Raw genomic sequence first — 23,585 nt, forward strand, 5'->3', positions numbered from 1 at the left:
AAGAAAGCCCGCTCTGCGGACTTTCTCCCTTAAAGATGGAAAGCTACGCGCTTACCCGTTGGAAGTGTCACATCAAGACTTAATTCGCCGCCTAATGCTTTCACATAGCGCTTAAGTGTTGATAGCCTTGGATCATTGTCAGCTTGTTCCATTCGAGCAACGGAAGGCTGTTTGACCCCCATAACAGCGGCCAATTCTGTTTGTGAAATTTTTAGCTCATCACGCAATTGGCTAAGGGCGATCTGGATACTGGCTTCTTCAACCCGTTCCGCGACTCGTGCCTGCATTTCAGGACTTTCTTTAGCCAACAGTTCTCTGTAAGTAGCCATGATTATTTCTCCAGTTTCGCAAGATGTTTACGGTACTCGGAATCAGCCAGCCGAATCATATCCTTATAGAAACGTTTCTCATTTAATCCCGTTTTATCGCCAGCACACAAAATAATTGCGCAGCGGGTAGGATCAAACGCAAAAAACGCTCTGATAGGATTACCAGCATGTTGTACACGCAGTTCCTTCATATTGGGGAAATCAGAACCACTCAATGTATCAACATATGGTCTGCCAAGTTTTGGGCCGAACTTTTCCAATACCCCCATAGCTTCATAGACTGACTCCCTTAGAGCATCTTCCTGAGTCAGAAACCACTCATCAAAACACTCTGTCGTTATGACTTCCCACATATCGACTCCATAGCCTATTTGTTATAATTAAGAATATAACGTATTCACTATAATTTCAACCATAGCGGCTCGATTTTATATTCTTTTTTCAACCGAAAAAGCCGAGTTTGAATTTACGGGGTTCTGAACTCGCTCTTCTTAAGCAAAGTTGAGATTAACTAATGTCAGTTTTGCACTTTGATGGAGGTACTGGAACAAAAGTCAAACGTTGAAGCGTGCTGATGATATGAGACAACATTTCAGCTATTCTATTTATTGCCTGCTGCTTATGTTTATAATGCTCTTCAGTTCTCTGTAATACACTCTTTTTTAGTTTATTATTAACCTATTCATTTCACTGCAAACAGAACCTTTTCTGGCTGTATATTACCCATAAAAGTAACAATAAAATTAACAAATGTCGTCCTCTGCAAGATAGTAGTGATCTCTACGACTCAATTCATCAATTTTCGTAAGACGGTAAGTCACAGATGTTCCCTAATATCCTCATAGTCTTTAACCCTTATAGCCCCTAACGATTCATATTTTACCGGCCAGCTAATCGAAGTATTCTTGAAACAAGATTCTAATATAAATAATTTCCTGCCTTGATTCAAAGCCGCTCTAGCTTGCGTCATCGTTCCTGAGGTATCAGATGCCTCAACGATAATAGTCGCTTCAGATAATGCTGACATAGTCACATTACGCTCAGGAAAAAACAGACGATTACTACGGTAATCTTGCTCAATATAACGTTTAAATGGTACCTGGCTAATTAGCAAATAACTTTCTCTAATTGCCTTTTGGAGCTCACTATTCTGTCTTGGGTAAATATGAGACAACGGAGTACCAATAACCGCTATTGTGTTACCTCCCAACTCCAACGCAGTCGTATGAGCAACCGTATCGACTCCCTCAGCCAAGCCAGAAATAATAGTAAATCCATCATTCACAAGACTTTTAACTAGCTTTCTTGTTCTACGGCGACCTTCATCAGATATCTTTCGTGAACCGACGACAGCCACACACCGAGTATTCACTAAATCCCACCAACCTTGATAATAAAACAATTCTATTGGGTAACGAGCATCTCTCAATTTATCAGGATATTCGCTAGCTCCGTGCACTCTAATACCTAAATGCTCCACAGAATATTTATTAAGAAAATATATTTCAGTGACTTTTTGACAGACTCTCTTTTTTCTTCGGGGACGAGTTCAGATGGTATCGTACCATTAGGTGCTTGCCGAAATTTATTAGCAATAGTTTTAAATGTAGCGCCCTGCTCAGTCCACAACGCTTCATATGCCGCCATCTCCTCAAATGGAGATATCGCTCGTTCGAAGGAATCTGAAGATCCAAAATCAAGTTGCAACATTTTATCCGTTCCCAATTCATGGAATAAAAGGTTACTAAGAACACCTACTACAGTAACTGCCGAAAAGGCAATACAAAAACAGGCTAAATGGTTAACTGAGTAAATGCCATTATTTTTTCTTTTTACTACCAACTACGCTCTACCGGGAGCACGCCTTGCCACGAATAGAGCAACAAGGTTCCGGAAAGCCCGTATCGGCAATTGTGCCACAACCTGTGGCACAATTGCCGTGGGGTCACAACATTCTGCTGATTGAGAGGATAAAACCGAGCGATTCTGGTATGCAGAACAGACCCAGATACATAGAGCCGAGACTCCCTGCTTCATATCATCAAAAGCAATGCCTATGCCCGGCAGGGCTCGGCTGTCAGCAACTTCAAGAACCGGTTACCCGTATCTTAATCGGAGCTGGTACAGCAGCCCCTGAAAGATCCCTATGTTTTTGATTTCCTCACCCTATCAGAACCCTTTAAAGAATGTGAGCTGGAAACGGAGCTTCTCAAACACCTTGAAAAATTCCTACTCGAACTCGGCAAGGGCTTTGCTTTTATGGGGCGATAATATCGTATTACCGTAAGCGAACAAGATTATTACATTGACCTGCTTTTTTATTATCTGACTTTGAGGGCTTTTGTTGTGATCGCGCTGAAACGAGGAGAGTTCAAGCCTGAACATGCCGGTAATATGAATTTCTATTGCTCGGTGGTCGATGAGAAGCTACAACATTCCACTGAAGCCTACCATAGGTTTGATTTTATGCCAGACCAAAGACCAGATATTGGCCGAATATACCTTGCGCGGTATTCAAAAGCCAATTGACGTTTCGGATTACGAGTTAACCTGTACATTGCCAGGGGACTTAAAATCCAGCTTACCAAGCATCGAGGATGCAGGAAGCAGAACTCAGTCATTATGGGGAGTAACCAATATACTGCTGAGGAAATGTTATAGCCGTTGGCCTCATATTAGAGGCCATCTTTCTGCAATATGTTACCTATCGCGCAGAAAGGCTGTAGAAAGGTTATCATGCAACTTGTGACTTTTAGACAATACCTCACAAAAAGCGTGTTCAATTGCCTCTTCTGAATCTAACAGATAGAGTGCCTTATCATCGTACTGACACCAGAACCCATCTGTACACATAATTATTACCTCGCCAGGAATACGTCTGTCGATCTTATAGCAGAAATGATGAGTACTGTCTTTTGACACAAATTGCGTGACGCGGTTTCTCAGCGGATGCGTTCTTAATGTCTCAGCAGGGGATTTTCCCCGTTCAACACACCGTTGGGCCAGCGTATGATCAACAGTACGCTTCTGCATTGAAGGCCAGTAAATGCGAGTATCACCAAGCGACATATAGCGATAATACTCTTGATCGGAAACGATAATGGCAATACTTGCCTTACCAGGATAACCGTCACGCGCATTGAGAATGCGGTTGATTTCATAGCAGATGCTATCACTGTCCAGTCGGGCATACTGAATAGTTGCAAACTGCTCACCAAGATAGTCAACATAATGAGGGAAACTTCCGCAATAACTGAAACCGTCTATCATGATTGATACTGAATGTGTGTCAGTACGGAAATGAAAGAAACGATCCAGTTGTTCTCTCCTATTCCCTTTGTTGCTCAGTGCTAAACACTTAGTCAGCATATCTCCCATCCTGTGGTATGCTTCCAAGGTAACGCACGATAAAATAGCCTGATCCGCTCATAGGCCGTGTCGAAGTCTGGCAACATCCCTTCGATCTCAGCAGTCAACGTTTGATACTCACGCTCGGAATGTTGTTTGATATCTGCACGATCTAATGTTGCAGGGTTCACGACGCCTGGTTCAAGGCGACCGACCGATTTGTACAGTAATGAAGTTAATATCGACAACATTTCAACTTCGTCAAGTTCAACGTTGTTAAATAAATAGTTCAAATCATAAATGTCTTGTCGGCGAGAGCGGTTGCGCGGTACTTGTTGGATGATAGAACGGATTTTTTCTGCAATAAGGTCGGTAAGGCTGTAGGCACAGATTTCATTCTCATCCGTCAAGGTGATGTGATCAACATGCAAACTGTCTTCATTCAGGCTGTAATCAATCTTAATCGTGTTAGGACACTGTTTTTCACGTAGCCGTTTCATTTCCCCGCGACTTGTGTTTCTGGCGTATCCAATTTTTAAGTTGAACGAGGGGAACGTAGCTTTCTCATATTGGTTTTTGGGTTGAATCACAACGGTTTGAACCGCACAGGTGACCTGATAGGGAAGCTCTCCGGAAACGATAAGCAGTGATTCATTGAGCTCTGCGAGAAACTCTTCCTGGTCAATATCAGCCAACTTCATTGCCGTAGAAAAATCAATATCCTCAGTAAAACGGCTACTTTGATAACGGATCCCTAGTAGCAACCCACCTTTCATGATCATCTTGGGTTTAAGATAGTCGCTGGACGCAATGGCCTGAAGAACGATATGGACTGCCTGTCGAAAAGTGATCCTATCCTTCGGTGCTTCTGCAACCCACTGCTCAATTGAGTATTCCATATGCCACTTTTTCTGTTCTAAAGATTGAGAGATATGCACCAGACTTCTGAGTACACCTCTTTGTACGGCTGCGAGGCCACTAATTTCCGGCTTCCACCACGTTGAACCGACCGCTTCCAAGTGTCTATCGTTCGGTGTTTAAGGTGACAAACGTCTTCCAGAATATAGCCCGCTCTGGCTTTATCAATGGAGTTTCCATCCTTCTCAACGGTTTTTACAATTAAAGGCAGATATTCTTTTGCATACTCTTCAAACACCTCCATCACATGCATAAAACCGCCACACATTTCAGGCTTTTTGAGCATATCAAGAAAGGTCTCACCAATATTAGTCACCCTTATCCCCCCTGAACCATAGAGCTCTCGCTTCATCACGAAGTTTTTCTTATTATGAATGAGCAACTCCTTGCCATCGATCTTCCCTACGGATGACACTTTCTTCGGCAGCAAAGGATGAATATCACTGATACCTGGAAACTCTTGAGCGAGTTGTTCATTCAGCAATTTTTTGGCCTGTGCTTGAGAAGATTGGACTAAATGCACGATATGAGGAATACGATCCGTTATGCCATGCCATTCCATTGCCGTCAAATAGGCCAAATAGGAGTAAGGAGTGATACTACAGGCAATCTGCTGTGCGCTCGCCTGATCCTTGTTACTGATTTGGTAAACCACGCCCTCAATCACAGGAGAAAGAATTCCTTGAGTCTTTAAGTCACTCAGTGTGATATCCAGGACTCTGCTATCCGGCTCTGGAGCTGATATCTTCCCAATCCGTACACCCTCAAATGATTTATCACGGTATAAGGTGTAGATAAACCTGTTGAACTCATGTAATCCGATCGCTGGGTTATCATACTTGTTGAGTAATGTTCGCCGCAGAGCTTCCCGGAGAGGAATAGTTTCATTCATCATGTAATTCTACCTATGTATAAGTCCTAAGGACTTATACATAGGTAGGCGTAAAAAGTCAAATAGTTATTTTCCTTGATGCTCATCTAATTTCATGAAATTATGGATAATATTAAATATCTTGACAAATAAGTTTGTATTTATACAATGACGTCCTAAGGACGTCATTGTATAAATACTAATATGCTATTTTTAATACTGTCGGGTTGTCAATGCTAGCCCGCAGAACGGAGCAACAGTAAATCCTTAAACCACTTACTAGCAAATATTTGCTTGGATAAAGAAGAAAATTATGGAAGGTAAATTACAATCTCTTTTCCTACGCCTGAAAAATAAGAACAGATGGAACATAACGTGGAGAGATCATATTCAATCTACCATCTGACTAATCGTGCAGACTTGATTGATATATCTTACTCATTCTTATTAGTCATTGAATAATTTATTCTAAAAACAATTCCAACTCCCTTTTAAAAGTTCGTCAATCTAATGTAAGTCCACTAGATAGAAATGCTAAATTTACGCACCAGATCATCTTAGTCATTAAGCTCATTGAAAATCTCATAGTCGAGTACACTGATTTTCCAAACCAAATCCTATGGGAATACCCAAAAATCCACATCATACCGCTTTTACCTCAAAGATATTTCTTAAAAGTACTCATCATCACGGTAATAGCAAGCCCTAATAGGAGAGCTGCGGGTAACAATAATAAATTGGGATACACAGCCGATGGCCAAGAGAGATATAACAGACAGGGTACACAAAACGCCGGTTTCACAAACCGTTTGGCATGATGATAAACAAAACTCGACTCATAAGCGGCTCCATAACGCCGTAGGTCACGTCGGCTTAGTCCTTCAACTACAGCAACGCCTATAACCATCACAAACAATGGCAAAAACAACACTAGAATAGTGAGCCGGATAATAAAGGTTACGGTCACATATACCGTTGCCAACAGGTACTTCCGCAAACTTTCCGCCAGCCATACACTCCAATCGCTCAACTCTCTCACCATTTCATAATGGCTCCGAGCTTGTACTGTATACTGTTGATTAATCCAGTCCAGTGTACCACTGTCTACAAGCACCCACTGATAACCCCATTTTAACCCGATATTGAGCGTAGTAGCAGGCTCTGATAACAGTAAGCTGCGGGTAAATTCTTTAGACAACCAACCGCTTTCCGTGATCATAACTTGTTGGCTGTGTCTCTCTCCCTGTTCCGGCCAGAAAAAGGCGATCCCAAAATATTCAATCACCAGACTGAAAAACAACGAAGCCAGCAACAAGCCAATAAACATCCACGGAAAATCCCACAAAACCGTTTTTAATGGTCCTGACTTTTTCGATGGTGTCTGCGGCGACTCAGTTTTCGCTTGTGCCATTATCTGCCATCTCCATATCAGAGTCATCAGTCAACACAGCAGTTTTTAACACCGCATTCAGGTCAACCTGTCTGTCATCTGGCATTGCGCTACCCGACCACCAGGATTCACTGGTACGGTAATGTTTACGCATATCATCAGCGATTTTTTGCAAACTTTCCGGCATCAGGTCATCATCATCGGCTGCCGGCAACGGCATCCGGATCTTCCATAATCGTCCCCCTTCAAGCAGAGCAAATGCCTGACCTTTCGGCAGATTAATCACCTCAGCGGGGGTAATTAACGGCGTTCTGATCGTGCTAACCCGGTCCTGAGTATTAGAGGTAAAGTGACTGCCCTGCTCCGGACTGGAGATATCGGTAATCCCGGAGACCAAAGTTTTAGTGTACACTTCCACCTCTGGCAACTGGCGGGTTAGCAGCTCGGCGGTGTTATTTTCCCTGACCCGCAGCATAACCAGGGTATTAAAATTTCCTGTTACCTGTGCTGCTTTAGCACTGCTGCCAATGCGGGCCTCAATATCAGACAAGGTCTGGGTGTAAGCGGTTACCTCAATCCCTGCGCCACCCCCTTTGTTTATCAGCGGAATAAACTCATCCCCCATCAGTTCATTGAATTCATCACAATGTAAGCTAATGGGGAGTTTTCTCGTTTTACCTTCTGGCAAGCCATCATCCAGACCAAATTTGTAGATATGACCAGCAACGGAAACCAAGTCTGCGAACATGGAATTGCCTACTGCCGAAGCCACTTCTGCATCCGATAAAGCGTCCAGCCCCACATAGACGATACCTTTCTTACGTATCACCTGCTGCCAGTCAAAGATGGGACGCTGATCGTTCATATCCGTGTAATCCGGTGCCAGCAGTGCAGCTGTTTTCCCTGTCGTCAGCTTTTCCAGTAACGGCAACAGGGATGCCACAATTTTATCAAAATAGGTGCGATCGTAGCGAACCGCACTGCGCAGCCCATCTAAAATTGGATCGTAGAGTTCTTTCCCCGCTTCCGAACTTAATGCCATTTCAATCGCCCAAATTTTTACCGCATTCGCCTGCCCCTGCATATTGCGTGGCAAATCGTCTTCCGTCAGCAAACCCAGGCTTTTTTTCACCTGCTCCCATAACACAGGCAGGCGTTGCCTGATAATTTTTTCAGCATAAGTTTCATACAGTTCTCCAATGTTGGTGACATAGCGTAATATCAGGGTGTAATCCGGCCGCTGTCCCAGAGCCACCAAGGCGCGGGTAACGATATTGACAAAACGCCAGGCAAATTCACGAAAAGCGGCACTATTACCTGCTCCACTCAATTGCCCTGCCACACGGGAAGCCACTTCTGAAACCCGACCAAAACGTCCAACAGCATTGTAGCGAGCACTAATATCCGGCCAGCCCAGATGAAACACATGGAATTCATCTTCCCGCCCGGCACGATGCGCTTCCGCCCACATGCGTTTGAGCAGGTCTGCATCCCCTTTCGGATCAAACACAATCGTGATATTACCCCGCCGGATATCCTGTGTGATAAGCAACTCTGCCAGCCGGGTCTTACCAACACGGGTTGTGCCAAGTACTAACATGTGCCCGACCCGCTCACGCAAATCCATTGACACATTGACTTCATCCGGTTCAATACCATGCAATGCCGGATTGCCCCCAACCGGCGGCAATGGCCTCAACGGGTTCCATGGAGAATCACGTTGTGTCAGACGGAACAGAGCAGGTAACTGATACTCAAACCGCCGCTCAAATGACCGCGCCAACTGATAATACCGGGGAGGTTGAACATAACGTTCGACTTCCGGGCGCAGGGTATCCAGCAAACGTTGCGTATGTTTTTGTTGCCAAAGAAACCCTTTCCCCAGAAACAATCTCTGATGACTGACTGGCACCTGATGACTGGCCATCACATAACGGGGCAATCGCCGGATATGACGCCGGTAACGCAGGACCCGCAGCCCTTGCCGAAACCGGATACCGGACAACACCCCAAAACCCACCGCTGTGACATCACTAACCGACGGTGACAGCGCCACAGCCCAGGGGGCTGAGAGACAAATCCCCGCGGCTACCGCTGCAACCACAGCCGTATTCAGTTCTACCGCCGGACGCAACAGGGTTTCAATCACATAGCGATCACTCATCAATCACATGACCGTTGAAAATGTGAAGGGCACAGCCAGTCTCGTTTCCCTGCCAGCAAATCAAGCAGGCGCTGACCACTGATAAGCTGAATACGTGGATGCGATTTCAGTAATGTTCGGCTTGTCGGGCCGATGCGACCAGTATGAATAAAGAAGCCACCACATTGCTCTTTAATAAGCAATGTACCAAATGCCTGAATATGACGGGCTGCAATAAACTGGCTGTAACGTTTGGCCTGAATCAGATAACGCTGCCTGGCGATAAACACCTGACCGTCCAAACCACCATCACCGCTATAGCGACAGTTGCGGATGACGGTCAGTCCCTGACGCTCGAATGCCAACAACAATAACTCTTCAAAAACATACGGGTTGATTTTGCGTAAATATCTTAGGCGTTGTGCGTCTCCCGCTAATTGAGGTAACCGAACCAGAATACGGGCAGCCTGTGCCTGGTAGTGACGATGACGCCATGACCGGGCTGATAATGAAGGCATGTTGAGCCACAACACCACAATCGTCAGCAACAGCCCCACCAGTAGCAGTAACCATGCTGGACAGCCCTGCTGCCACACGGTGTCTAATACCGGATGACGGGGCCACATCAACGCACCTGCTGGGTTAAGCCAGTATCGGTAATCAACACTGGGTAATGCCGCAAGTTCAACCGCCGGACCAAATCACTGCCGGAAGCGGGTGCCAATACTAATCCCTCTGCAAGCTGACGCAGTTCATCCAGTTGTGTTTTATCCCGCACACTGACCAGCAACCCCACCGCCTGTTTTTTCCGAAGACCAACCAAATTTTTCTTCAACCACTGTTTTGACCGGGCATCATCCCCAATCATGAACAACGCCCCCATTCCCGGCAATTGCAACGGACGAGCGTCAACAGGTCCGGGAGACAATTCTGGTGTTTCCACCGGTAACATGCCCCCTTCAGTTAAATCTGGCGGGGTCACCTCCATATTTGAAGAAGTCGTCAGTTCATTGTCCTGAGCATTAATGACATCAAAATACGCTGACGTGGATTGCCCACCTAAATCAGCCACAACCGTAAGTGCAGCCTGAGAACAAGGTGTCAATATCATCACCATTAAAAATAAACGGCAGCGATAACAGGTTAAGTTATGGATTAACATCTTCTTTATTTTTCCTTCGGTTCAATCCAGGTCAGTGTCGTATTAGCCACAGCAATATTGGTGGATAAAACAGCATATCGGGTCTCCAGCGTGCTCAGTTTACGTGTGACGATTTTCCGATACTTGCTCGCGGGCTGACCGCCAGCGGGATGGTGATAACAGCCTGCCGCATTCAACCAACTGCCAGAGTTGGACTTAGACTGATAACACGTTTTCAGAATACGGGCGGCTACATGGAGATTGGTATAGGGGTCAAATGCATCCTGGTAAGAGCGAAAATAATGGCCATTCCAACCCAAATTCACTTGGGCGATACCCACATCAATACGTTTGAGTGGTACGCTACGCATAAATCCCTGTAACGCCTGCCAGGCTGCCTGCCGGGTTGCATAGCGATAACTCTTTCCGGCCACATTGAGCGTCCACGGCCAATTCGCCGATTCAGCCAATACCAGCGAATAAAGCATTTCAGCGGGTACGCCATGAACCCGCGCAATCTGCTGGTACCCAGGCGGAACGACCTGTTTTACCGCAGCGGCCATACCTTCTGTCATCCAAAAGAGACTTCCCGCCACAGCGAGACTCAAAATGCCACCACACGCCATCCGTCATTCTCATGTTGTAGTACGACCGGCATTTTCCCCTGACCAAATTGTCGCCAGCGTCCTTTGTCATGATTAAGCGTGATTTTTCGGCTACCAACTTTTTCTGATGGAATATGATGTTTACCTGCCCAGGTACGTAAAACATCATCGTTGCCTTCACTATCTACCAGGTAAATATCCACCTCATGGTCAGCTGACAAGGCAGCAGCCAGCCGGGCATCACAGGCTGCGCAATCCTCTTTCACAAATAACGCCAGCCGCCCCTGATTACCCTGTGCGATTCCGTCCCCCTTCCCTAAATTAACCGGCAAAATATTCGGCGCCAGACGCTTCCAGGCCGCATCCACCGCCCGCTGGAACGCCAACTCTTTTTCAGTACGGACATATTCCTGTTTAACCCACAATTCTGCATAACGTTGACGCGCTTGTACTGTTTCGGCCTCAATACCCAATGCACTCAACGGATCGAGCCCGGGAGACTGAATGCCCCGTTGCCCCTGCATCAATTGCTGATAACGCTGAAACTCTGCTTCTGTCAGTCCCCATATTTGCGCCTGAATACGGTGGTTTTCAGCCTGCGTGACCTGTTGCTGAGTCGCTTTCATTCCCGTCTCTGTCTGTTCAGAGATAACAACCGGTGCCGCCGAAGCTGACAGAGACATAACAACGCCAATCAGCACCAACCCCTTCCTCTGGCTGAAAAAATCTTTTCTCATCATTACCCTCCATTGACTGACAGGATTTGACGATGCCCCTGTACCTGGAACAAAGCCTGATGATCGGAGGTACTGACCAACGTCCACTCAAATGCGCTTTCACCCGGAGTCAGTAAATGCATTTGAGATATTTGGGAATGAGGATCTGTGTCTCGTGGAATAATAACGGCATAAACTTGTTCTCCCCGACGTTCAATACCAGAAAGTATGAAAGGAGCCACTATCCGTTTCTTTGTTCGAAGAATTTCCCGATCAGGTGTGCCCGCTTTTTTACCAGAATACTTTTCCTGCTGAGATTTCCACGTGATTAATGCGTCAACGCGCATTTCTTGCTGTTTCACGGTATTTTTCAATACACTTACTGCTTCGGTAAGATCCTGATGCGCACGGCTTAAATCAGTCACTGACCGTACCAGCGATTTCTGTTGGTCGTTGACGGATCCCTGTTGCGCTATCAATGCCTGATGAAACCGGTCATTTTGCATTTGCCAGTCCTGACGGGAGACAAAGCCGGTATCCGCTTTATCAAACCGCTCGTGCAGCTTTTGCACCCCATCAGGCAAATGCCGGAATGATCCATTTCGTATCAATGACTGAAATTCCACTAACTGATGATGTTGCTGCCGTACTACGAATGCCAGAAATGCGATGCTGACAATAACAAGCAATATTGACAGATACCCCAGACATTTTTTTAACGACAACAACCTGGATTGGGTCTTTTGAGAAACCGCCTGCCGCAAGCTGTCAATTTCAGCTTCAGACGTCGGCGACAGCGACAGAGGAGGTATTTCAGTTGTCATACAACACGACATCCTTGTTTGTTTTATTTAGCACTGTGCCTGGCATACTTTTCAGTACTATCGGGTTGCTTGACAAAAATGTGACTTATTCAGACAGTGATTAGAGTCTAATCATATGATTACCCGATACCGGGAAGCATACTGGGCAAAACCAGAAAGGATGACGATAAAAAACTCAATATGAAAAAATGAAAATTACACTCCAATATAGAGAGCATAAAATCTGTGGGGCACTACATTGGCGTTTATGCCGCTATAGCTAATGTAAAACCATCAACCATATTCCGACTAGCTCATTAATTTTGATGCTGGGATACCAACGTTCAAATTGTGCCTTTTAGCTCGCCATTCAGAACTGCCGTCCGAGGGAAGCATTTAAATGATTGCCCCACGGTTTTTTATGCTTTCATCTTTACCCGCTTGTGTATGTAGTCAGTCACCTCTTCATGTGTTTTTACACTTTGTATAAAAACAGGTTGTAATTGCTCCAGGACACATTGAGAAGGAATGCCGTCGAACACCGGAAAGCACGTTCTCAGGCATGCATGGCGTTCAACCAGTTTTACAAAACTTTGCTTTAACTTGGCAACATCAAGACTGCCTATTATCTACAGTGCAACAGGAATATTGTAGGCAATAGAATGGGTGTCGCTTATCTGACTCAGATACCACAGCCTTAACTGAGAACTTGTAACAGGGGACAGAGCTTCTTCTTTTTGATTTCCATTGTTATTTTCCTGATGAAGTTTCAACCACTCTATGAATGATTCTCCGCCCTCCTTTTCATCAGCATGCCTTTCTTTTTTACTCTGCTCAGTGTTGCTTGCGCTACTTAGTTGCTTGACCTTTCTGGCAATTTCTATCTTCTTTTCAGCGGAAAAAGAAGCCATACGTTTGAATGGATTTTTCAAGTTCGATGTCCATATACTTTGAATAAACAGGAGTTGGGGAGAACGTTAAACAGCTAAACTGGCTGCCCAAACTTAAGTAAATTTCCACTTGGATCAATTAGGTGGAACTCCAACATGCCCCATGGAGTTTCCGCAAGCGGAGAGACTTCAGTCTGCGCTTGTAGTTCTTGAAACACACTTTGGATATCTTTCACGAAAATATAGCAAGAAGTGTTCTCTGCAATGTACTTATCGTTACATGCCCAAAAATGGATTTCAGCTTCCCCTCTGCTAATTATCGCATATTCATTAGGAACAAAATTGTCGCAATGGAACCCAAGTTTACTTGTGTAAAAGTCAACCAATTCATCTAGATCCAATGCAGCCAATACAGGGACAGCCTCCCAATCGCTCATACATTTTCCCTTTTATTTATATATAATTTTTAAACGCTCATACAGGATTGTCTGACAAATCACTGTACGTTACTCTCATTAAATAAGTAATATGACTATAAAAATAGATTCAACAATACCTCCTAAAATCATGAGGAATTAACAATAAATTATTAAATATGATTTACTATGAATATAGCATTTTTACCTAAATAAGATTTCATAATTATGCTCCACTTCCAACCAACCCTTGTGTACCAAGACATACAGCCTTTTCATCTAAGCAATACGTAAAATCAATGAGATAGGCTACAGAACCAACATTGTTCAAAAAGAAAACAAAAGGCACAAGTGTATCGGTATTATGGAAAGCTATTTAGCATGGATTGGAGAGCATAAAAATCTATGGTCACCCTCGTTTTTGCAACACTCATTTTGATGAATTTTGGGCTTGCTTAAATCTATCCGGCGTCACTATAGGCAAGGAACCTGCGCCTCGATGAGTTCCGCGCCTGATGAACCTTAAAAGTGTGCCGGCTTCAAGGAGCCAATTTTTATGCCAGGTTTCTCATCAGGCCGGTAGGCCGTTCATGTCATCAATTATCAGTCTTCGCAAAACCAGTGGGGGAATAGTTAAATAGATTCACAATGACGTCAGTTTCAGGCAACAAATACCGTGTGTTGTGTCGTAATAGCCCAGGCTATCCGGGCGAGTTTATTCGCCAACGCACAGGCCACGATATTAGAATGCTTTCGTTCAAGTTGCTGCTTAACCCAGTCAGCCAGTTTGCCCTTTCTATGCTCGATATGCAGTATGAACGTTCGGGCACATAGCACTAACAGTTGCCGGAGTGTCTTGTTACCCCGTTTACTGATCCCCAATAAGGTTGTCTTTCCCCCAGTACTGTACTGGCGGGGAACCAATCCCGTCGAGGCTGCAAAATCCCGGCTGTGTGCGTATTGCTTCCCATCGCCCAGTTGTGAGGAAAGCACACTCGCCGTGATGGGGCCAATGCCGGGGAGCGTCATCAGCCGTTGTCCGGTATCATCCTGAGCAATCTCCTGTGACAGGGCGGTTTCAATCTCGGTGATTTGTTTAACCAGATAGTGATAATGCGCCTGTAACCGCAGTAATACCTGTACCAGATAAGGGGGAAGTTCATGTTCACCCAACACAGTGGAGAGCTGTTTTATCACAGCAATTCCCTTGGGCATACTGATGCCAAACTCAAGCAGGAAAGCCTGCATCTGGTTGGTGGTTTTCACTTTATCCCGGACCAGTGATTCCCGGACACGGTGCAGGGCTCGCATGGCTTGTTGAGCTTCCGTTCTGGGCTGAACAAACCGCATTGAAGGGCGTGAGGCGGCTTCACAGATAGCTTCGGCATCAATAAAGTCATTCTTGTTACTTTTGACGAAAGGACGAACAAACTGCGGTGAAATCAGCTTGGCCTCATGCCCCAAATCAGCGATCCGCCTTGCCATGAAATGCGCGCCAGCACAGGCTTCCATCACCACCGTTGCCGGAGAGCAGCCAGCTAAGAATTCCATCAATTTAGTTCGGGTGAATTTTTTACGTAGCAGGGCTTTCCCCGAATGATCCTGACAATGGACATGAAAGGAATGCTTGCCGAGATCGATACCAATCAGTGCGATAGTGTTCATGATGATGGCCTCTTAAAAAAATAAATCACACGCTGTCAATATATCGCTAACAGGGTGAGGGCGACCATCTCATTAGTATGGGGTATTCCTGTAACCAATTAATATGATCGTTCGATTTATCATCATGATGAAAGGAAAGTTATGCCCAAGCCGCCATTCGAGATTCAGCCCTATGCTCTGGCGACGTTTTCGAATGAAGAGCAATATGTCATTAGGAGCCTTTCATTTTCTACTGTAATTTGCTTTCGGCAGGGATAATGACCATACCTTATATCTACGGTAAAGACTATGGTATCTACTATGAAGGTGGTCTCAGTTTTTATGATGATCCCTAGGCTGTTTCACTTGCGTCTTTTCATTTCGAAAACCGTGATAAATTCACTTATTAGTACGATTTCTATCGGCATTGGTTACTGGATATCCGTATCGAAGCAATTGAATCTGACTCAAATAAAAGTACGCCTCTCTGTCTCAGTGGACAAGGTATGCCGGCACCCAATATGATGAAGCTGAAGCAACATTGAAGCTCTTAGAGGCTATTGTCGAAAGTAATGACGATACAACGTTTGGCGACATCCAAGCATTCATCGACGAGTTCAATCGCGTCAAGTTTAACCGCCACCGACTTAACGGGTTATTAAAGAACTATGATTTTTACACGCCTAACTATTCGCAAGGCTTAGACTGGACTCTATAAAGGTATACCTTTTCAGTTCGTATTTAAAATAAGTCAATTACGCTCTATAAACATCGGAAAAGTGGGCTTTATAGATTATTCTATAATTCTTTGTTATGTTTTAGGGCTGATATGCACTATGCCTACATCCGGGTGAGTTCTGTTGATCAGCATGTTGAACGCCAGAAAGAAGCGCTGTCTGCATCCGGGATTGAAATTAACAAAATTTATCTCGAACAGGCTAGTGCTAAAGACATCAACCGGCCACAACTTCAGGAAATGCTTAAACAGGTCAGAACAGGCGACACCATCATTGTTCACTCCATTGACCGGCTATGCCGCAATATGATGGATATGTGTGCCCTGACCCTGCGTTTACGTCAGCAAAGTATTACACTGATCTTTCTAAAAGAACAGCCCACGTTTAGTGCTGGCAAGGAAACTCCCATGCAGGAGCTGCAACTGCATATGATGTCTGCATTCAGCCAGTTTGAGCGGGCATTAATTCGGGAAAGACAGGCCGAAGGGATCTCGGCTAAAAAACAGCACTGGTCGACCGCCTGCGGATATCAAGCAAGTTAACACGTAAAATTTTACTCAACTGCACTGAAGAAGAATCGGATATGATCAATACTCTTATGTCTGATGGTAAAGTCCTTGATCGGTATACACAAACTAATGTGCTTAGAGCCAGTATCCGGGCATTAATGCTGATACCAGAAGAAGAAAGGCTTCAGCTTCTAGATCAGGTGACAATCAGTGCTCCAAAGGCAGGACGCAGGAAATAATTTACATCGACGCATTGAAACGGTATGGCTGTTTCAGTGATGGCGTTAAAACTCGCTGTTGATGGGGCCATAACTAACAAACGTAGCAAATGGGTGTTAAGCATTATGGATAAGTTCGAAAGAGCACTACCTATCGTGAAACAAAAAAAGAATCAGAGATTCGATTAGTCAATCCTGAATAATTTCCTCGATGTCCTGATCGTCGAGTTCAACCTTGCGCTCAACAAACCCCTCACCCTTATAATATTTAACTGGAAATACAGTCCTCATAATTTGTTACCCCTCTGATTTAAATTAGCTTACAGGTTAATTTTCATTGCCATTTATTAGCCTATACACTAATATAATTATAAAAGAGAGGCCATATGTTTAACGTAGTTTATCACCCGGAAGCCAGGGAAGAAGCCACAGCATTGCCCGTGAGGATTCGGGTTAAATTTGACCGACTTATCGGTAAGCTTGAATCTGACGCGCGATTATTGCGGGAACCGGACACTAAGCCCCTGGGCGATGGACTTTTTGAGATCCGCACGATGGGAACGGACATAGCCAGAGGTATCTGGGTATATCATAAAGGCAATACAATCATCATGCTCCGGGTTTTCATCAAAAAGTCACAGAAAACGCCAGCGAAAGAAATCGAACTCGCCAAAAAACGGTTAGCGGAGGTACTTAATTAATGAAACTGGTAAGTCATAAAGAACTGCATAACGAGTGGATGCAGGATGACAAATATCGTGCTGCATGGCATGAGGAAGAACGCAAGGAGAAGCTCAGAGAGCTGCTTGCAGAATGGCGCAAACATGACAATCTGACAAAAGCTCAGGTCGCTGAACGGATGGGGGTTACACCTCCGGTTATTTCCCGCATGGAAAATAACATCACGAAAGCCAGCATCGATACGCTGACCCGTTACGCTCACGCCTGTGGTATTAAAAAGCCTGTCATCGTCCTCTACTGAATAGCCAATTAATGCTAATGTATGCATACGTTAGCATTAATTAAGAAAAAATTATAACTTTTATAAAGTTCTACAGGAAATTCAATATATTGGAGAGCATAAAAATCTGTGGGGCAGTCGTTTAAATGCTTTCCGCATCAGAATTAATGAGCTAGCCGGAGTACAGTTGGTGGTTCTACATTAGCCATAGCAGCATAAACACCAATGTAGTGCCCCACACAATTTCATGCTCTCTAATATAAAATGTTATTTTTCCTGCTTCACCACCACCATAACACCACAGGCAGCCGTCGGAGCATAACGCCACTCATACAGTAAGTTTTGTAATGTAATCCCTGTTCGCTCCCAGCGAGGGATCACCACTTTAATCATCCGGTAACGCCATGTCGGGTAATGTGCCAGAACCGAACAGGCCAGCTGTATCTGAGCAGGCCGCATCAAATGAGAACGAAACAAAATATCCCTGTCTGCCCGCCAAAGCGCCCCCTCAAGTTCGCGAACAAATGCCGCATGAAAACACCGGGTTCGGCTCCGTGTCAGACGCCCTATCCTGTCAGTCGGGGAAAGGTGAATGACGTAATACCGTTTTTTCCTGCGCCGAACCCCCGAACAGATAAATCCCCGCCAAGGTGTTAATCTGCTCACCAGTGCAAAGCAAGGACAACACAACACCACCAAAATAAAAATCAGATATACGCACATGTTACGTTTTCATTTACAGCAGGTAATGACATAGGCTGATTCGCTGCGTTGGTGACCCACAAATTTAAGTCCCGCCGCATAATATCCAGGCTTACATCGGTGTTCAGCGAAATCACGTCCACCCCAGTTTCCATCCTGATAACATTGGTTCTGCTGCAAGGTGGCTTCTGCTTTTGTCCACAGGCCGGACTGGCAGGACAGTATGGCGCCTTTGCTGTCGCGGCTAACCAATCCGTTGGGTAAACAGGCCGTACCCGCCATAGTCACTTTATCAAGTTGTAAAAACTCCCCTGTCGACAGACGACCATCAGCCCGAAGGGCGCCGCCTTTGATTTGCCCCTCCGTATAAATGCTTTTATTATTGACGCTGCGAAGCCAGTTGCTGTCTGACATCATCCAACCACCACCATAGGTTTCATTTAACCAGCCTTTATTCTTTGTCGTCACAATCCAGCCATCGTGGCTACGAATATCCCCCTGAAACTGGCCGGCATTCGCCCGGATATCGCCACTAAAATGTCCAACCTGTGCATTCACGGTAGCCGTATTGTTCAGGTTATTGCCTCCCATGTTAATGTCAGTATGCATTTTGTTCAGTTCCGGACGGCCGGGGACCGCAAAACGGTACAATCGGTCACTCTCCTCACGGGCAGTAGATAACTCATCTGCGCTCAATAACACGGCCAGATGACCTTCACCACTGTTTATCCCAAAATCCTTTAGAGGCACCGTCCATGAACTCATTGCGCCAGTAACCGTCTTGCCATCCCGAATATATCCCCCCAATCCGGTAGAGATATCCATCGATATCAGGCGCAGAGCTTTATAAGGCAATTGACTCCCTTCTTGTGTCACCACCATTGCCTGCAATAATGCCGGATCCTGGGTATTTCGTACCACAGCGGTCTGATAGCGCTGTCCTGAACTATTGGTGTCTTTGAATCCAGATGGCAACAGCCCCGTTTTTCTCAACATATCCGGGGTGATCATCACAGGTTGGGTTGTCGTTGCTAAATTTCGTAACCTATCATAATAACGACCAATATAAGCTCTCGACGCTGCACTGAAACGACTGCTTTTCGCCGCCATGACCTGCCAGGACTTCTCTGTCAGATAATCGTTGTAAATGCGGGTTCCCAACGCCGCCAGTACCAGCAATATCATGAGTCCGGCAGCTGTGCCCAGCATCATGTATCCCCTATCCGGCCCTCTGCTGCTGCCACAACAACCCTTTCTTTCTGTCACAATTAGATTACCCATATTGGCTGATATAATCGTTCCAACAACATGACCACACTCCCTAAACTGAGCCAAGGTCCCAGCGGCCCGCCTTTCATACCTTGATGAGGTAATTGTGCCAAATACCACAGCACGAAACCGGACAGACCAATCAAGCAACCTATCAGTGCCGGTAACCCTGTCAGCCAGGCACACAACGCTCCCATCAGCCAGACATCCCCCATTCCCAGCGCTTCACATTGAGAGTGCCGGTTCATCAACTTGCGTAACACACTCATCCCGGCAAGCATAAGCACCGTAGCCAAAAGAGTTATTGACACTGACGGCAACGAAATACTGACCAAGACACCGGACACCAGGCAAGCCAGTGTAAACTGACGAGGAAGCCAGCCACTCAAAACGTCTATAACCGATAATTGCAACAAAAAACTCAACAGCAACAGTGCGGCTATCCGCTCCATCAGCGGCGCTGGTGATAACAACATCAACGTGCCCGACACCACGTACAAACAGATAGCCATTCGTGGTACCGGATGCACTGAACACATCAACAGACCGTATTCCTGCAAAAATTGACTCACCGGACGAAGCAGCACGCATCCGATGACAAATAACGTCATCATAACCAGAGGGGTATATTCTGTAGGAAAGCTAACCGCAATCAGTGTCTTCATTTAACCATTAATCGTAAAGACCAGTTTATTAGTACCAGTACGACCGTTGTTCCTTGTGCATTCTGTACTGGCACTTTCCAGTGTCACCTTGCCATCAGCGTGATGAGTATTATTAATAGTGATCTCTGACGCACTTCCTCCCCGGCTCATCCCAGTCGCCAATGAAACACAGGCAGACTGAGGGACTCTCTCGTAAGTTACCGTGAATCCATTATTAAATCCCCCCGTGCTGCTCGGTCCGACCTTAACCTGACCACCCCAGGTATTCCACAGCGTAGCATTACCGACGGTCGTATCTCCGCGAACCGTCATACTCTTCGGTACACCCCCCAACTGAATCAGGACGCCGGTCATCTTGTCTGCGTTACTAAATGCATATCCACCACTGCCTTTCATTAACCCCTGAGTACTGGAGATGATAGTTTGCAGATTCGTTGTTTCCACAACCGCATCCTTGCGGTCATACAACATATAAATTCCCCCCAAAACCACAGTAATCACGGCAATCACAACCAGAGCAACCGCACCATTTTCCAAAATAGCCCAACCCCGCTCAGGAGGACGGACCATTCTGTCTTGTTTCTGTATCATCATGTACTGCATTGATTTATTCCTTATATAAAGGGTTCTTTATGGAGAAAATCGTTAAAAAGGAGGTTTAATTTAAAGGGGTTACGGCATGATGTTAGCCATGTTCTGTATTTCCATGACGGCTAGCAAAATCAACATAAATGCCCCGACAACCAGCAACAGGGAACACAACATGACCAAATTGGCCCGCCTGTTCACCCGAACAATGGTTTGGTCCAGCCACCGCTCACCATAGCGTCCAATCATCTCAGGAGTACCATCACCTTCCGTCAGCAATGACAGAAAATTCACCGCTTCCTTTGACGGAAAGTCATAACCACAGTGATGCAATGCCCGGCCAAAGTGATCCCCTTCGCGGACACAATCAGCAATAGACTCCAGACGAATCTGTAACCAGGGAGATGCAAAGCGTTGCAGGATAATTAACGCATCCAGCGTCTGAACCTGGGCACGCAAAAGGGAAGCCATGTTCAGTAAAAAAATGGCGCCCTGAATATCGCTATAGACCGACCAGGGGATAAGATGATCCGCGATGCGGCGCAGACGGTTGACCCACCGCGGCAACGAATACGCCACGCCCACAATAAAAGAGAGCAGTAAGACACCACACCCCAGAAAAGCATGCTCAAAGAATGTCGCCATCCCGTTCAGCCATGCCAGCACACCCTGCCAGTTTTCCGGATCTGCAATATTTCTTAGTGTTGGTACCAATTCTGTTGCGGTGATCACCAGCAATCCCGCCATCAGTAGCACCAACAGCAAGGGATAAATCATCATTCTGAGCGACACTATCAGAATACGCTGACGGCAACCTATCAGTGTAATGGCTTGACTCAGCGCTTCAGGCAAATGACCGCTGCGCATACCCGCACTAATTAACGCCGCCTCTTCTACCGGTCCCCAAACAGCCAGCACATGTTCCAAGGTATTCGTTTGACTGTTATCAGTGAGCGCTGAGATACAATCGTCAATGAGTTCAGCAAACGGATGCCAATGGGTATCGAAATGAGTATACACATCACGTATTTGCCGCAACGCTTTCAATAACGGTATCTTGTTTTCCAGTAGAAAACGCAACGCCTCATAGAAAATGATGCGATAACTGGGTAAAAAAGTGTGGCGAACTAACACATAGCGCAGACGGCTGATCCATGACATTTCACGCATCATACTGCTCCATCAGCAAATAATCATCTTCATCCAGCGGACAAACTAAGTCCGCCTCCAATGGATCAATCCGCCCTGCATTCAGCTTATTCAATAGATGCTGGCGACGAGTAATCCCGCCTAGGTTCGATACCCAGTGTTGTCTCGCGGCCTCTTTGCCCTCAGTCATCAACAAGGTAAAAAATCGAGCATCTGGCCTAATGACTTCTGTCACCACGCTACGACCGGTCACTCCCCGGCTAACAATCCGTCCGCTCAAGGTAATCGTCTGGCAACAATGTTCACATCCTTCAGGGTGGCGAAAATATAAATTCTCTACGCAACAGGTACCGGGAGCATGGCAATAACGCATCAGATAAGCCCGTTGTTCCTCATCCAGTACCGCCTGTTTCTGTGCCCAAGGTACCCGACAGTGTGGGCATAATGTCTGTACCAAACGCTGACTAATCAACGCAATCAAAAGCTGTGCATCAGCAATCAGCCCCGCATTCACCCCCATGGTTATCATGCGCTCAGGAATACCGACTGCACTATTGGTATGCAGCGTCGTCATGACACTATGTCCCGTTTGCGCAGCATAAATTGCCGTTAGCATGGAGGTCAGGTCCCGCATTTCGCCTGGCATAACGGCATCTGGATCAAGACGCAGCGCAGAGGTGAGCGCCCGGTGCCAGGCAAGCCTGACCGCCTCTTCATCACTTTTGTCACACACGATGGGCGTTTGAATCGCGCCGGCAATCCTCCCTTCAGGGGGGTCTTCAACGGTCAATAACCGTTTTTTACCTCTTGTCCTGTCAAGATACTGGCGACAAAAAGTGCGTAATGTCGTGGACTTCCCAGAACCGGTTGGTCCCGATAACACAATCAGGCCCTCGGGCAGTCGCAAAATACGGGAAACCAATTTGATTTGTTGCGGCAAAAAACCTAATTGTGTCAGTGTAGGCACTTTGTCACCATCATCAGCAATCACACGCATCACAACATACAAACCATCTGCGGTTGGCGTATGGCTGTACCGTGCGCCATACAAATGTACCCGACGCAGAAAATCCGCTTTAATCCTCCCGTCCTGCTGACGGCCGGGAAAAAATTGCGTTTCAGTGACATCACACATCGACAGGATGATCGTGGATGCCAGTGCCATTCCCTCCTCTTCCGACAGTTCATTGACGACTTCCAGCTCACCGTGAATACGCATTTCAATTCGGGTCAATCCCGGACTGATGGTCAGGTGAATATCTGACGCATTCAGCTTTTTTGCCAGTTCAAAACAGGTCAGTACCTGCTTCTGACGTTCACTCACATCAGTTAGGTCCGACAGACACACGCCCTGTTCATTCGTCCGCTGATGTTGTTTCTGGCGGTTCGCCTGCAATTCTGACAAATTGACAAAGCGAATTTCTGCTTCTGGCGTGGCTTCAAGTAATTGCATGACCCGCGTCTGAACCTGTGGATCGCCCCGACGATTGTTGTCAATTAATACCGTAGCCTGTTGTTCTTCACATAACAGCAACACGGCATCATTAACCTGGATACTTTCTTTCATTCCCTG

28 protein-coding genes and 1 pseudogene are annotated in these 23,585 nt (G+C 45.9%); 6 read left to right on the forward strand and 23 right to left on the reverse strand.

The features are described from left to right. Nucleotides 1–29 precede the first annotated feature (29 nt). The 4 genes from CKY02_RS17190 to CKY02_RS25840 all read right to left on the reverse strand — a co-directional run bounded on the left by CKY02_RS17190 (nt 30) and on the right by CKY02_RS25840 (nt 2,171). A complete protein-coding gene (locus CKY02_RS17190) occupies nt 30–329 on the reverse strand; it encodes a helix-turn-helix domain-containing protein (protein ID WP_058588837.1) in 300 nt (99 codons plus the stop codon). 2 nt (nt 330–331) lie between these two features. Continuing rightward, entirely contained in the window at nt 332–682 is a 351-nt protein-coding gene (locus tag CKY02_RS17195) for a type II toxin-antitoxin system RelE/ParE family toxin (protein WP_058588838.1), read from the reverse strand. Nucleotides 683–1,146: 464 nt separating this feature from the next. Then, nucleotides 1,147–1,788: a DNA-processing protein DprA gene (locus CKY02_RS17200; protein ID WP_240002077.1), complete on the reverse strand. Its 642-nt coding sequence runs from the start codon at nt 1,786–1,788 to the stop codon at nt 1,147–1,149. Between the two features lie 8 nt (nt 1,789–1,796). Continuing rightward, a complete protein-coding gene (locus tag CKY02_RS25840; protein ID WP_238399305.1) occupies nt 1,797–2,171 on the reverse strand; it encodes a hypothetical protein in 375 nt (124 codons plus the stop codon). Nucleotides 2,172–2,194: 23 nt separating this feature from the next. On the opposite strand from CKY02_RS25840, the gene CKY02_RS25845 reads away from it, so the two are divergent. Both CKY02_RS25845 and CKY02_RS25850 read left to right on the forward strand, forming a co-directional pair. Further along, complete coding sequence (locus CKY02_RS25845) at nt 2,195–2,485, forward strand: hypothetical protein (protein ID WP_240002078.1); 291 nt, start codon at nt 2,195–2,197, stop codon at nt 2,483–2,485. Next, a pseudogene (locus CKY02_RS25850) lies at nt 2,463–3,078 on the forward strand (DUF1016 domain-containing protein). Before CKY02_RS25845 ends, CKY02_RS25850 begins: the two are co-directional and overlap by 23 nt. Here the strand turns inward: CKY02_RS25850 and CKY02_RS17210 are convergent. The 13 genes from CKY02_RS17210 to CKY02_RS17270 all read right to left on the reverse strand — a co-directional run bounded on the left by CKY02_RS17210 (nt 3,030) and on the right by CKY02_RS17270 (nt 15,235). Continuing rightward, a complete protein-coding gene (locus CKY02_RS17210; protein WP_021324375.1) occupies nt 3,030–3,698 on the reverse strand; it encodes a PP2C family protein-serine/threonine phosphatase in 669 nt (222 codons plus the stop codon). The pseudogene CKY02_RS25850 and the gene CKY02_RS17210 sit on opposite strands and share 49 nt — an antisense overlap. Continuing rightward, a complete protein-coding gene (locus CKY02_RS17215) occupies nt 3,692–4,576 on the reverse strand; it encodes a nucleotidyl transferase AbiEii/AbiGii toxin family protein (protein ID WP_112896260.1) in 885 nt (294 codons plus the stop codon). Before CKY02_RS17215 ends, CKY02_RS17210 begins: the two co-directional genes overlap by 7 nt. A gap of 17 nt (nt 4,577–4,593) precedes the next feature. Then, entirely contained in the window at nt 4,594–5,490 is an 897-nt protein-coding gene (locus CKY02_RS17220; protein WP_021324377.1) for a type IV toxin-antitoxin system AbiEi family antitoxin domain-containing protein, read from the reverse strand. A 634-nt stretch (nt 5,491–6,124) separates the two neighbouring features. Next, on the reverse strand, nt 6,125–6,877 hold the full coding sequence (locus tag CKY02_RS17225) for a TIGR03747 family integrating conjugative element membrane protein (protein ID WP_112896242.1): 753 nt from the start codon (nt 6,875–6,877) through the stop codon (nt 6,125–6,127). Continuing rightward, nucleotides 6,858–9,020 (reverse strand): type IV conjugative transfer system coupling protein TraD, encoded by a 2,163-nt coding sequence (traD, locus tag CKY02_RS17230; protein WP_112896243.1) that lies wholly within the window; start codon nt 9,018–9,020, stop codon nt 6,858–6,860. Before traD ends, CKY02_RS17225 begins: the two co-directional genes overlap by 20 nt. Further along, nucleotides 9,020–9,625, reverse strand: a complete 606-nt coding sequence (locus CKY02_RS17235; RefSeq protein WP_112896244.1) for a restriction endonuclease — start codon at nt 9,623–9,625, stop codon at nt 9,020–9,022. The genes traD and CKY02_RS17235 overlap by 1 nt, the downstream gene beginning before the upstream one ends. After that, nucleotides 9,625–10,161 carry an integrating conjugative element protein gene (locus CKY02_RS17240; RefSeq protein ID WP_112896245.1) on the reverse strand — a complete coding sequence of 179 codons (537 nt, stop codon included), beginning with the start codon at nt 10,159–10,161 and terminating at the stop codon, nt 9,625–9,627. Before CKY02_RS17240 ends, CKY02_RS17235 begins: the two co-directional genes overlap by 1 nt. A gap of 5 nt (nt 10,162–10,166) precedes the next feature. Then, complete coding sequence (locus CKY02_RS17245; RefSeq protein WP_112896261.1) at nt 10,167–10,715, reverse strand: transglycosylase SLT domain-containing protein; 549 nt, start codon at nt 10,713–10,715, stop codon at nt 10,167–10,169. Nucleotides 10,716–10,744: 29 nt separating this feature from the next. Then, nucleotides 10,745–11,482, reverse strand: a complete 738-nt coding sequence (locus CKY02_RS17250; RefSeq protein ID WP_112896246.1) for a TIGR03759 family integrating conjugative element protein — start codon at nt 11,480–11,482, stop codon at nt 10,745–10,747. 2 nt (nt 11,483–11,484) lie between these two features. After that, nucleotides 11,485–12,285, reverse strand: a complete 801-nt coding sequence (locus tag CKY02_RS17255; RefSeq protein WP_112896247.1) for a hypothetical protein — start codon at nt 12,283–12,285, stop codon at nt 11,485–11,487. 608 nt (nt 12,286–12,893) lie between these two features. After that, on the reverse strand, nt 12,894–13,196 hold the full coding sequence (locus CKY02_RS17260) for a hypothetical protein (RefSeq protein ID WP_118988243.1): 303 nt from the start codon (nt 13,194–13,196) through the stop codon (nt 12,894–12,896). Between the two features lie 53 nt (nt 13,197–13,249). Further along, entirely contained in the window at nt 13,250–13,591 is a 342-nt protein-coding gene (locus tag CKY02_RS17265; protein ID WP_021323994.1) for a bleomycin resistance protein, read from the reverse strand. Nucleotides 13,592–14,230: 639 nt separating this feature from the next. Then, nucleotides 14,231–15,235 (reverse strand): IS110 family RNA-guided transposase, encoded by a 1,005-nt coding sequence (locus tag CKY02_RS17270; protein ID WP_112896248.1) that lies wholly within the window; start codon nt 15,233–15,235, stop codon nt 14,231–14,233. A gap of 808 nt (nt 15,236–16,043) precedes the next feature. On the opposite strand from CKY02_RS17270, the gene CKY02_RS17280 reads away from it, so the two are divergent. The 4 genes from CKY02_RS17280 to CKY02_RS17290 all read left to right on the forward strand — a co-directional run bounded on the left by CKY02_RS17280 (nt 16,044) and on the right by CKY02_RS17290 (nt 17,660). Continuing rightward, on the forward strand, nt 16,044–16,493 hold the full coding sequence (locus CKY02_RS17280; protein ID WP_240002079.1) for a recombinase family protein: 450 nt from the start codon (nt 16,044–16,046) through the stop codon (nt 16,491–16,493). Nucleotides 16,494–16,534: 41 nt separating this feature from the next. Beyond that, nucleotides 16,535–16,699, forward strand: a complete 165-nt coding sequence (locus CKY02_RS24850) for a hypothetical protein (protein WP_023046035.1) — start codon at nt 16,535–16,537, stop codon at nt 16,697–16,699. 365 nt (nt 16,700–17,064) lie between these two features. Then, complete coding sequence (locus tag CKY02_RS17285; RefSeq protein WP_021326511.1) at nt 17,065–17,379, forward strand: type II toxin-antitoxin system RelE/ParE family toxin; 315 nt, start codon at nt 17,065–17,067, stop codon at nt 17,377–17,379. After that, nucleotides 17,379–17,660 (forward strand): helix-turn-helix domain-containing protein, encoded by a 282-nt coding sequence (locus tag CKY02_RS17290; protein ID WP_021326512.1) that lies wholly within the window; start codon nt 17,379–17,381, stop codon nt 17,658–17,660. Before CKY02_RS17285 ends, CKY02_RS17290 begins: the two co-directional genes overlap by 1 nt. A gap of 246 nt (nt 17,661–17,906) precedes the next feature. Here the strand turns inward: CKY02_RS17290 and CKY02_RS17295 are convergent, their stop codons facing one another. The 6 genes from CKY02_RS17295 to CKY02_RS17320 form a co-directional block, all read right to left on the reverse strand. Continuing rightward, nucleotides 17,907–18,362: a hypothetical protein gene (locus CKY02_RS17295; RefSeq protein WP_112896249.1), complete on the reverse strand. Its 456-nt coding sequence runs from the start codon at nt 18,360–18,362 to the stop codon at nt 17,907–17,909. A 9-nt stretch (nt 18,363–18,371) separates the two neighbouring features. Then, the gene (pilV, locus tag CKY02_RS17300) at nt 18,372–19,550 is read right to left on the reverse strand and encodes a shufflon system plasmid conjugative transfer pilus tip adhesin PilV (RefSeq protein WP_065391293.1); all 1,179 of its coding nucleotides are present in this window, start codon (nt 19,548–19,550) and stop codon (nt 18,372–18,374) included. A 59-nt stretch (nt 19,551–19,609) separates the two neighbouring features. Further along, the gene (locus tag CKY02_RS17305) at nt 19,610–20,275 is read right to left on the reverse strand and encodes a prepilin peptidase (RefSeq protein ID WP_051690854.1); all 666 of its coding nucleotides are present in this window, start codon (nt 20,273–20,275) and stop codon (nt 19,610–19,612) included. Then, nucleotides 20,276–20,878: a type 4 pilus major pilin gene (locus CKY02_RS17310; RefSeq protein WP_112896250.1), complete on the reverse strand. Its 603-nt coding sequence runs from the start codon at nt 20,876–20,878 to the stop codon at nt 20,276–20,278. It abuts the gene before it with no gap. Nucleotides 20,879–20,947: 69 nt separating this feature from the next. Further along, nucleotides 20,948–22,033 (reverse strand): type II secretion system F family protein, encoded by a 1,086-nt coding sequence (locus tag CKY02_RS17315; RefSeq protein WP_112896251.1) that lies wholly within the window; start codon nt 22,031–22,033, stop codon nt 20,948–20,950. Further along, nucleotides 22,026–23,579: a GspE/PulE family protein gene (locus CKY02_RS17320; RefSeq protein WP_112896252.1), complete on the reverse strand. Its 1,554-nt coding sequence runs from the start codon at nt 23,577–23,579 to the stop codon at nt 22,026–22,028. The genes CKY02_RS17315 and CKY02_RS17320 overlap by 8 nt, the downstream gene beginning before the upstream one ends. Between the last annotated feature and the right edge of the window lie 6 nt (nt 23,580–23,585).

Source organism: Photorhabdus bodei (assembly GCF_003287735.1).
Classification (GTDB): Bacteria; Pseudomonadota; Gammaproteobacteria; order Enterobacterales; family Enterobacteriaceae; genus Photorhabdus; species Photorhabdus kayaii.

Excerpts from the sequence above, each read along its gene's own strand:
- CKY02_RS17190 (WP_058588837.1), bottom strand. The coding sequence starts at position 329 with ATGGCTACTTACAGAGAACTGTTGGCTAAAGAAAGTCCTGAAATGCAG.
- CKY02_RS17195 (WP_058588838.1), bottom strand. The coding sequence starts at position 682 with ATGTGGGAAGTCATAACGACAGAGTGTTTTGATGAGTGGTTTCTGACT.
- CKY02_RS17210 (WP_021324375.1), bottom strand. The coding sequence starts at position 3,698 with ATGCTGACTAAGTGTTTAGCACTGAGCAACAAAGGGAATAGGAGAGAA.
- CKY02_RS17215 (WP_112896260.1), bottom strand. The coding sequence starts at position 4,576 with ATGGAATACTCAATTGAGCAGTGGGTTGCAGAAGCACCGAAGGATAGG.
- CKY02_RS17220 (WP_021324377.1), bottom strand. The coding sequence starts at position 5,490 with ATGATGAATGAAACTATTCCTCTCCGGGAAGCTCTGCGGCGAACATTA.
- CKY02_RS17225 (WP_112896242.1), bottom strand. The coding sequence starts at position 6,877 with ATGGCACAAGCGAAAACTGAGTCGCCGCAGACACCATCGAAAAAGTCA.
- traD (WP_112896243.1), bottom strand. The coding sequence starts at position 9,020 with ATGAGTGATCGCTATGTGATTGAAACCCTGTTGCGTCCGGCGGTAGAA.
- CKY02_RS17235 (WP_112896244.1), bottom strand. The coding sequence starts at position 9,625 with ATGTGGCCCCGTCATCCGGTATTAGACACCGTGTGGCAGCAGGGCTGT.
- CKY02_RS17240 (WP_112896245.1), bottom strand. The coding sequence starts at position 10,161 with ATGTTAATCCATAACTTAACCTGTTATCGCTGCCGTTTATTTTTAATG.
- CKY02_RS17245 (WP_112896261.1), bottom strand. The coding sequence starts at position 10,715 with ATGACAGAAGGTATGGCCGCTGCGGTAAAACAGGTCGTTCCGCCTGGG.
- CKY02_RS17250 (WP_112896246.1), bottom strand. The coding sequence starts at position 11,482 with ATGAGAAAAGATTTTTTCAGCCAGAGGAAGGGGTTGGTGCTGATTGGC.
- CKY02_RS17255 (WP_112896247.1), bottom strand. The coding sequence starts at position 12,285 with ATGACAACTGAAATACCTCCTCTGTCGCTGTCGCCGACGTCTGAAGCT.
- CKY02_RS17265 (WP_021323994.1), bottom strand. The coding sequence starts at position 13,591 with ATGAGCGATTGGGAGGCTGTCCCTGTATTGGCTGCATTGGATCTAGAT.
- CKY02_RS17270 (WP_112896248.1), bottom strand. The coding sequence starts at position 15,235 with ATGAACACTATCGCACTGATTGGTATCGATCTCGGCAAGCATTCCTTT.
- CKY02_RS17280 (WP_240002079.1), top strand. The coding sequence starts at position 16,044 with ATGCACTATGCCTACATCCGGGTGAGTTCTGTTGATCAGCATGTTGAA.
- CKY02_RS24850 (WP_023046035.1), top strand. The coding sequence starts at position 16,535 with ATGATCAATACTCTTATGTCTGATGGTAAAGTCCTTGATCGGTATACA.
- CKY02_RS17285 (WP_021326511.1), top strand. The coding sequence starts at position 17,065 with ATGTTTAACGTAGTTTATCACCCGGAAGCCAGGGAAGAAGCCACAGCA.
- CKY02_RS17290 (WP_021326512.1), top strand. The coding sequence starts at position 17,379 with ATGAAACTGGTAAGTCATAAAGAACTGCATAACGAGTGGATGCAGGAT.
- CKY02_RS17295 (WP_112896249.1), bottom strand. The coding sequence starts at position 18,362 with ATGTGCGTATATCTGATTTTTATTTTGGTGGTGTTGTGTTGTCCTTGC.
- pilV (WP_065391293.1), bottom strand. The coding sequence starts at position 19,550 with ATGCTGGGCACAGCTGCCGGACTCATGATATTGCTGGTACTGGCGGCG.
- CKY02_RS17305 (WP_051690854.1), bottom strand. The coding sequence starts at position 20,275 with ATGAAGACACTGATTGCGGTTAGCTTTCCTACAGAATATACCCCTCTG.
- CKY02_RS17310 (WP_112896250.1), bottom strand. The coding sequence starts at position 20,878 with ATGCAGTACATGATGATACAGAAACAAGACAGAATGGTCCGTCCTCCT.
- CKY02_RS17315 (WP_112896251.1), bottom strand. The coding sequence starts at position 22,033 with ATGCGTGAAATGTCATGGATCAGCCGTCTGCGCTATGTGTTAGTTCGC.
- CKY02_RS17320 (WP_112896252.1), bottom strand. The coding sequence starts at position 23,579 with ATGAAAGAAAGTATCCAGGTTAATGATGCCGTGTTGCTGTTATGTGAA.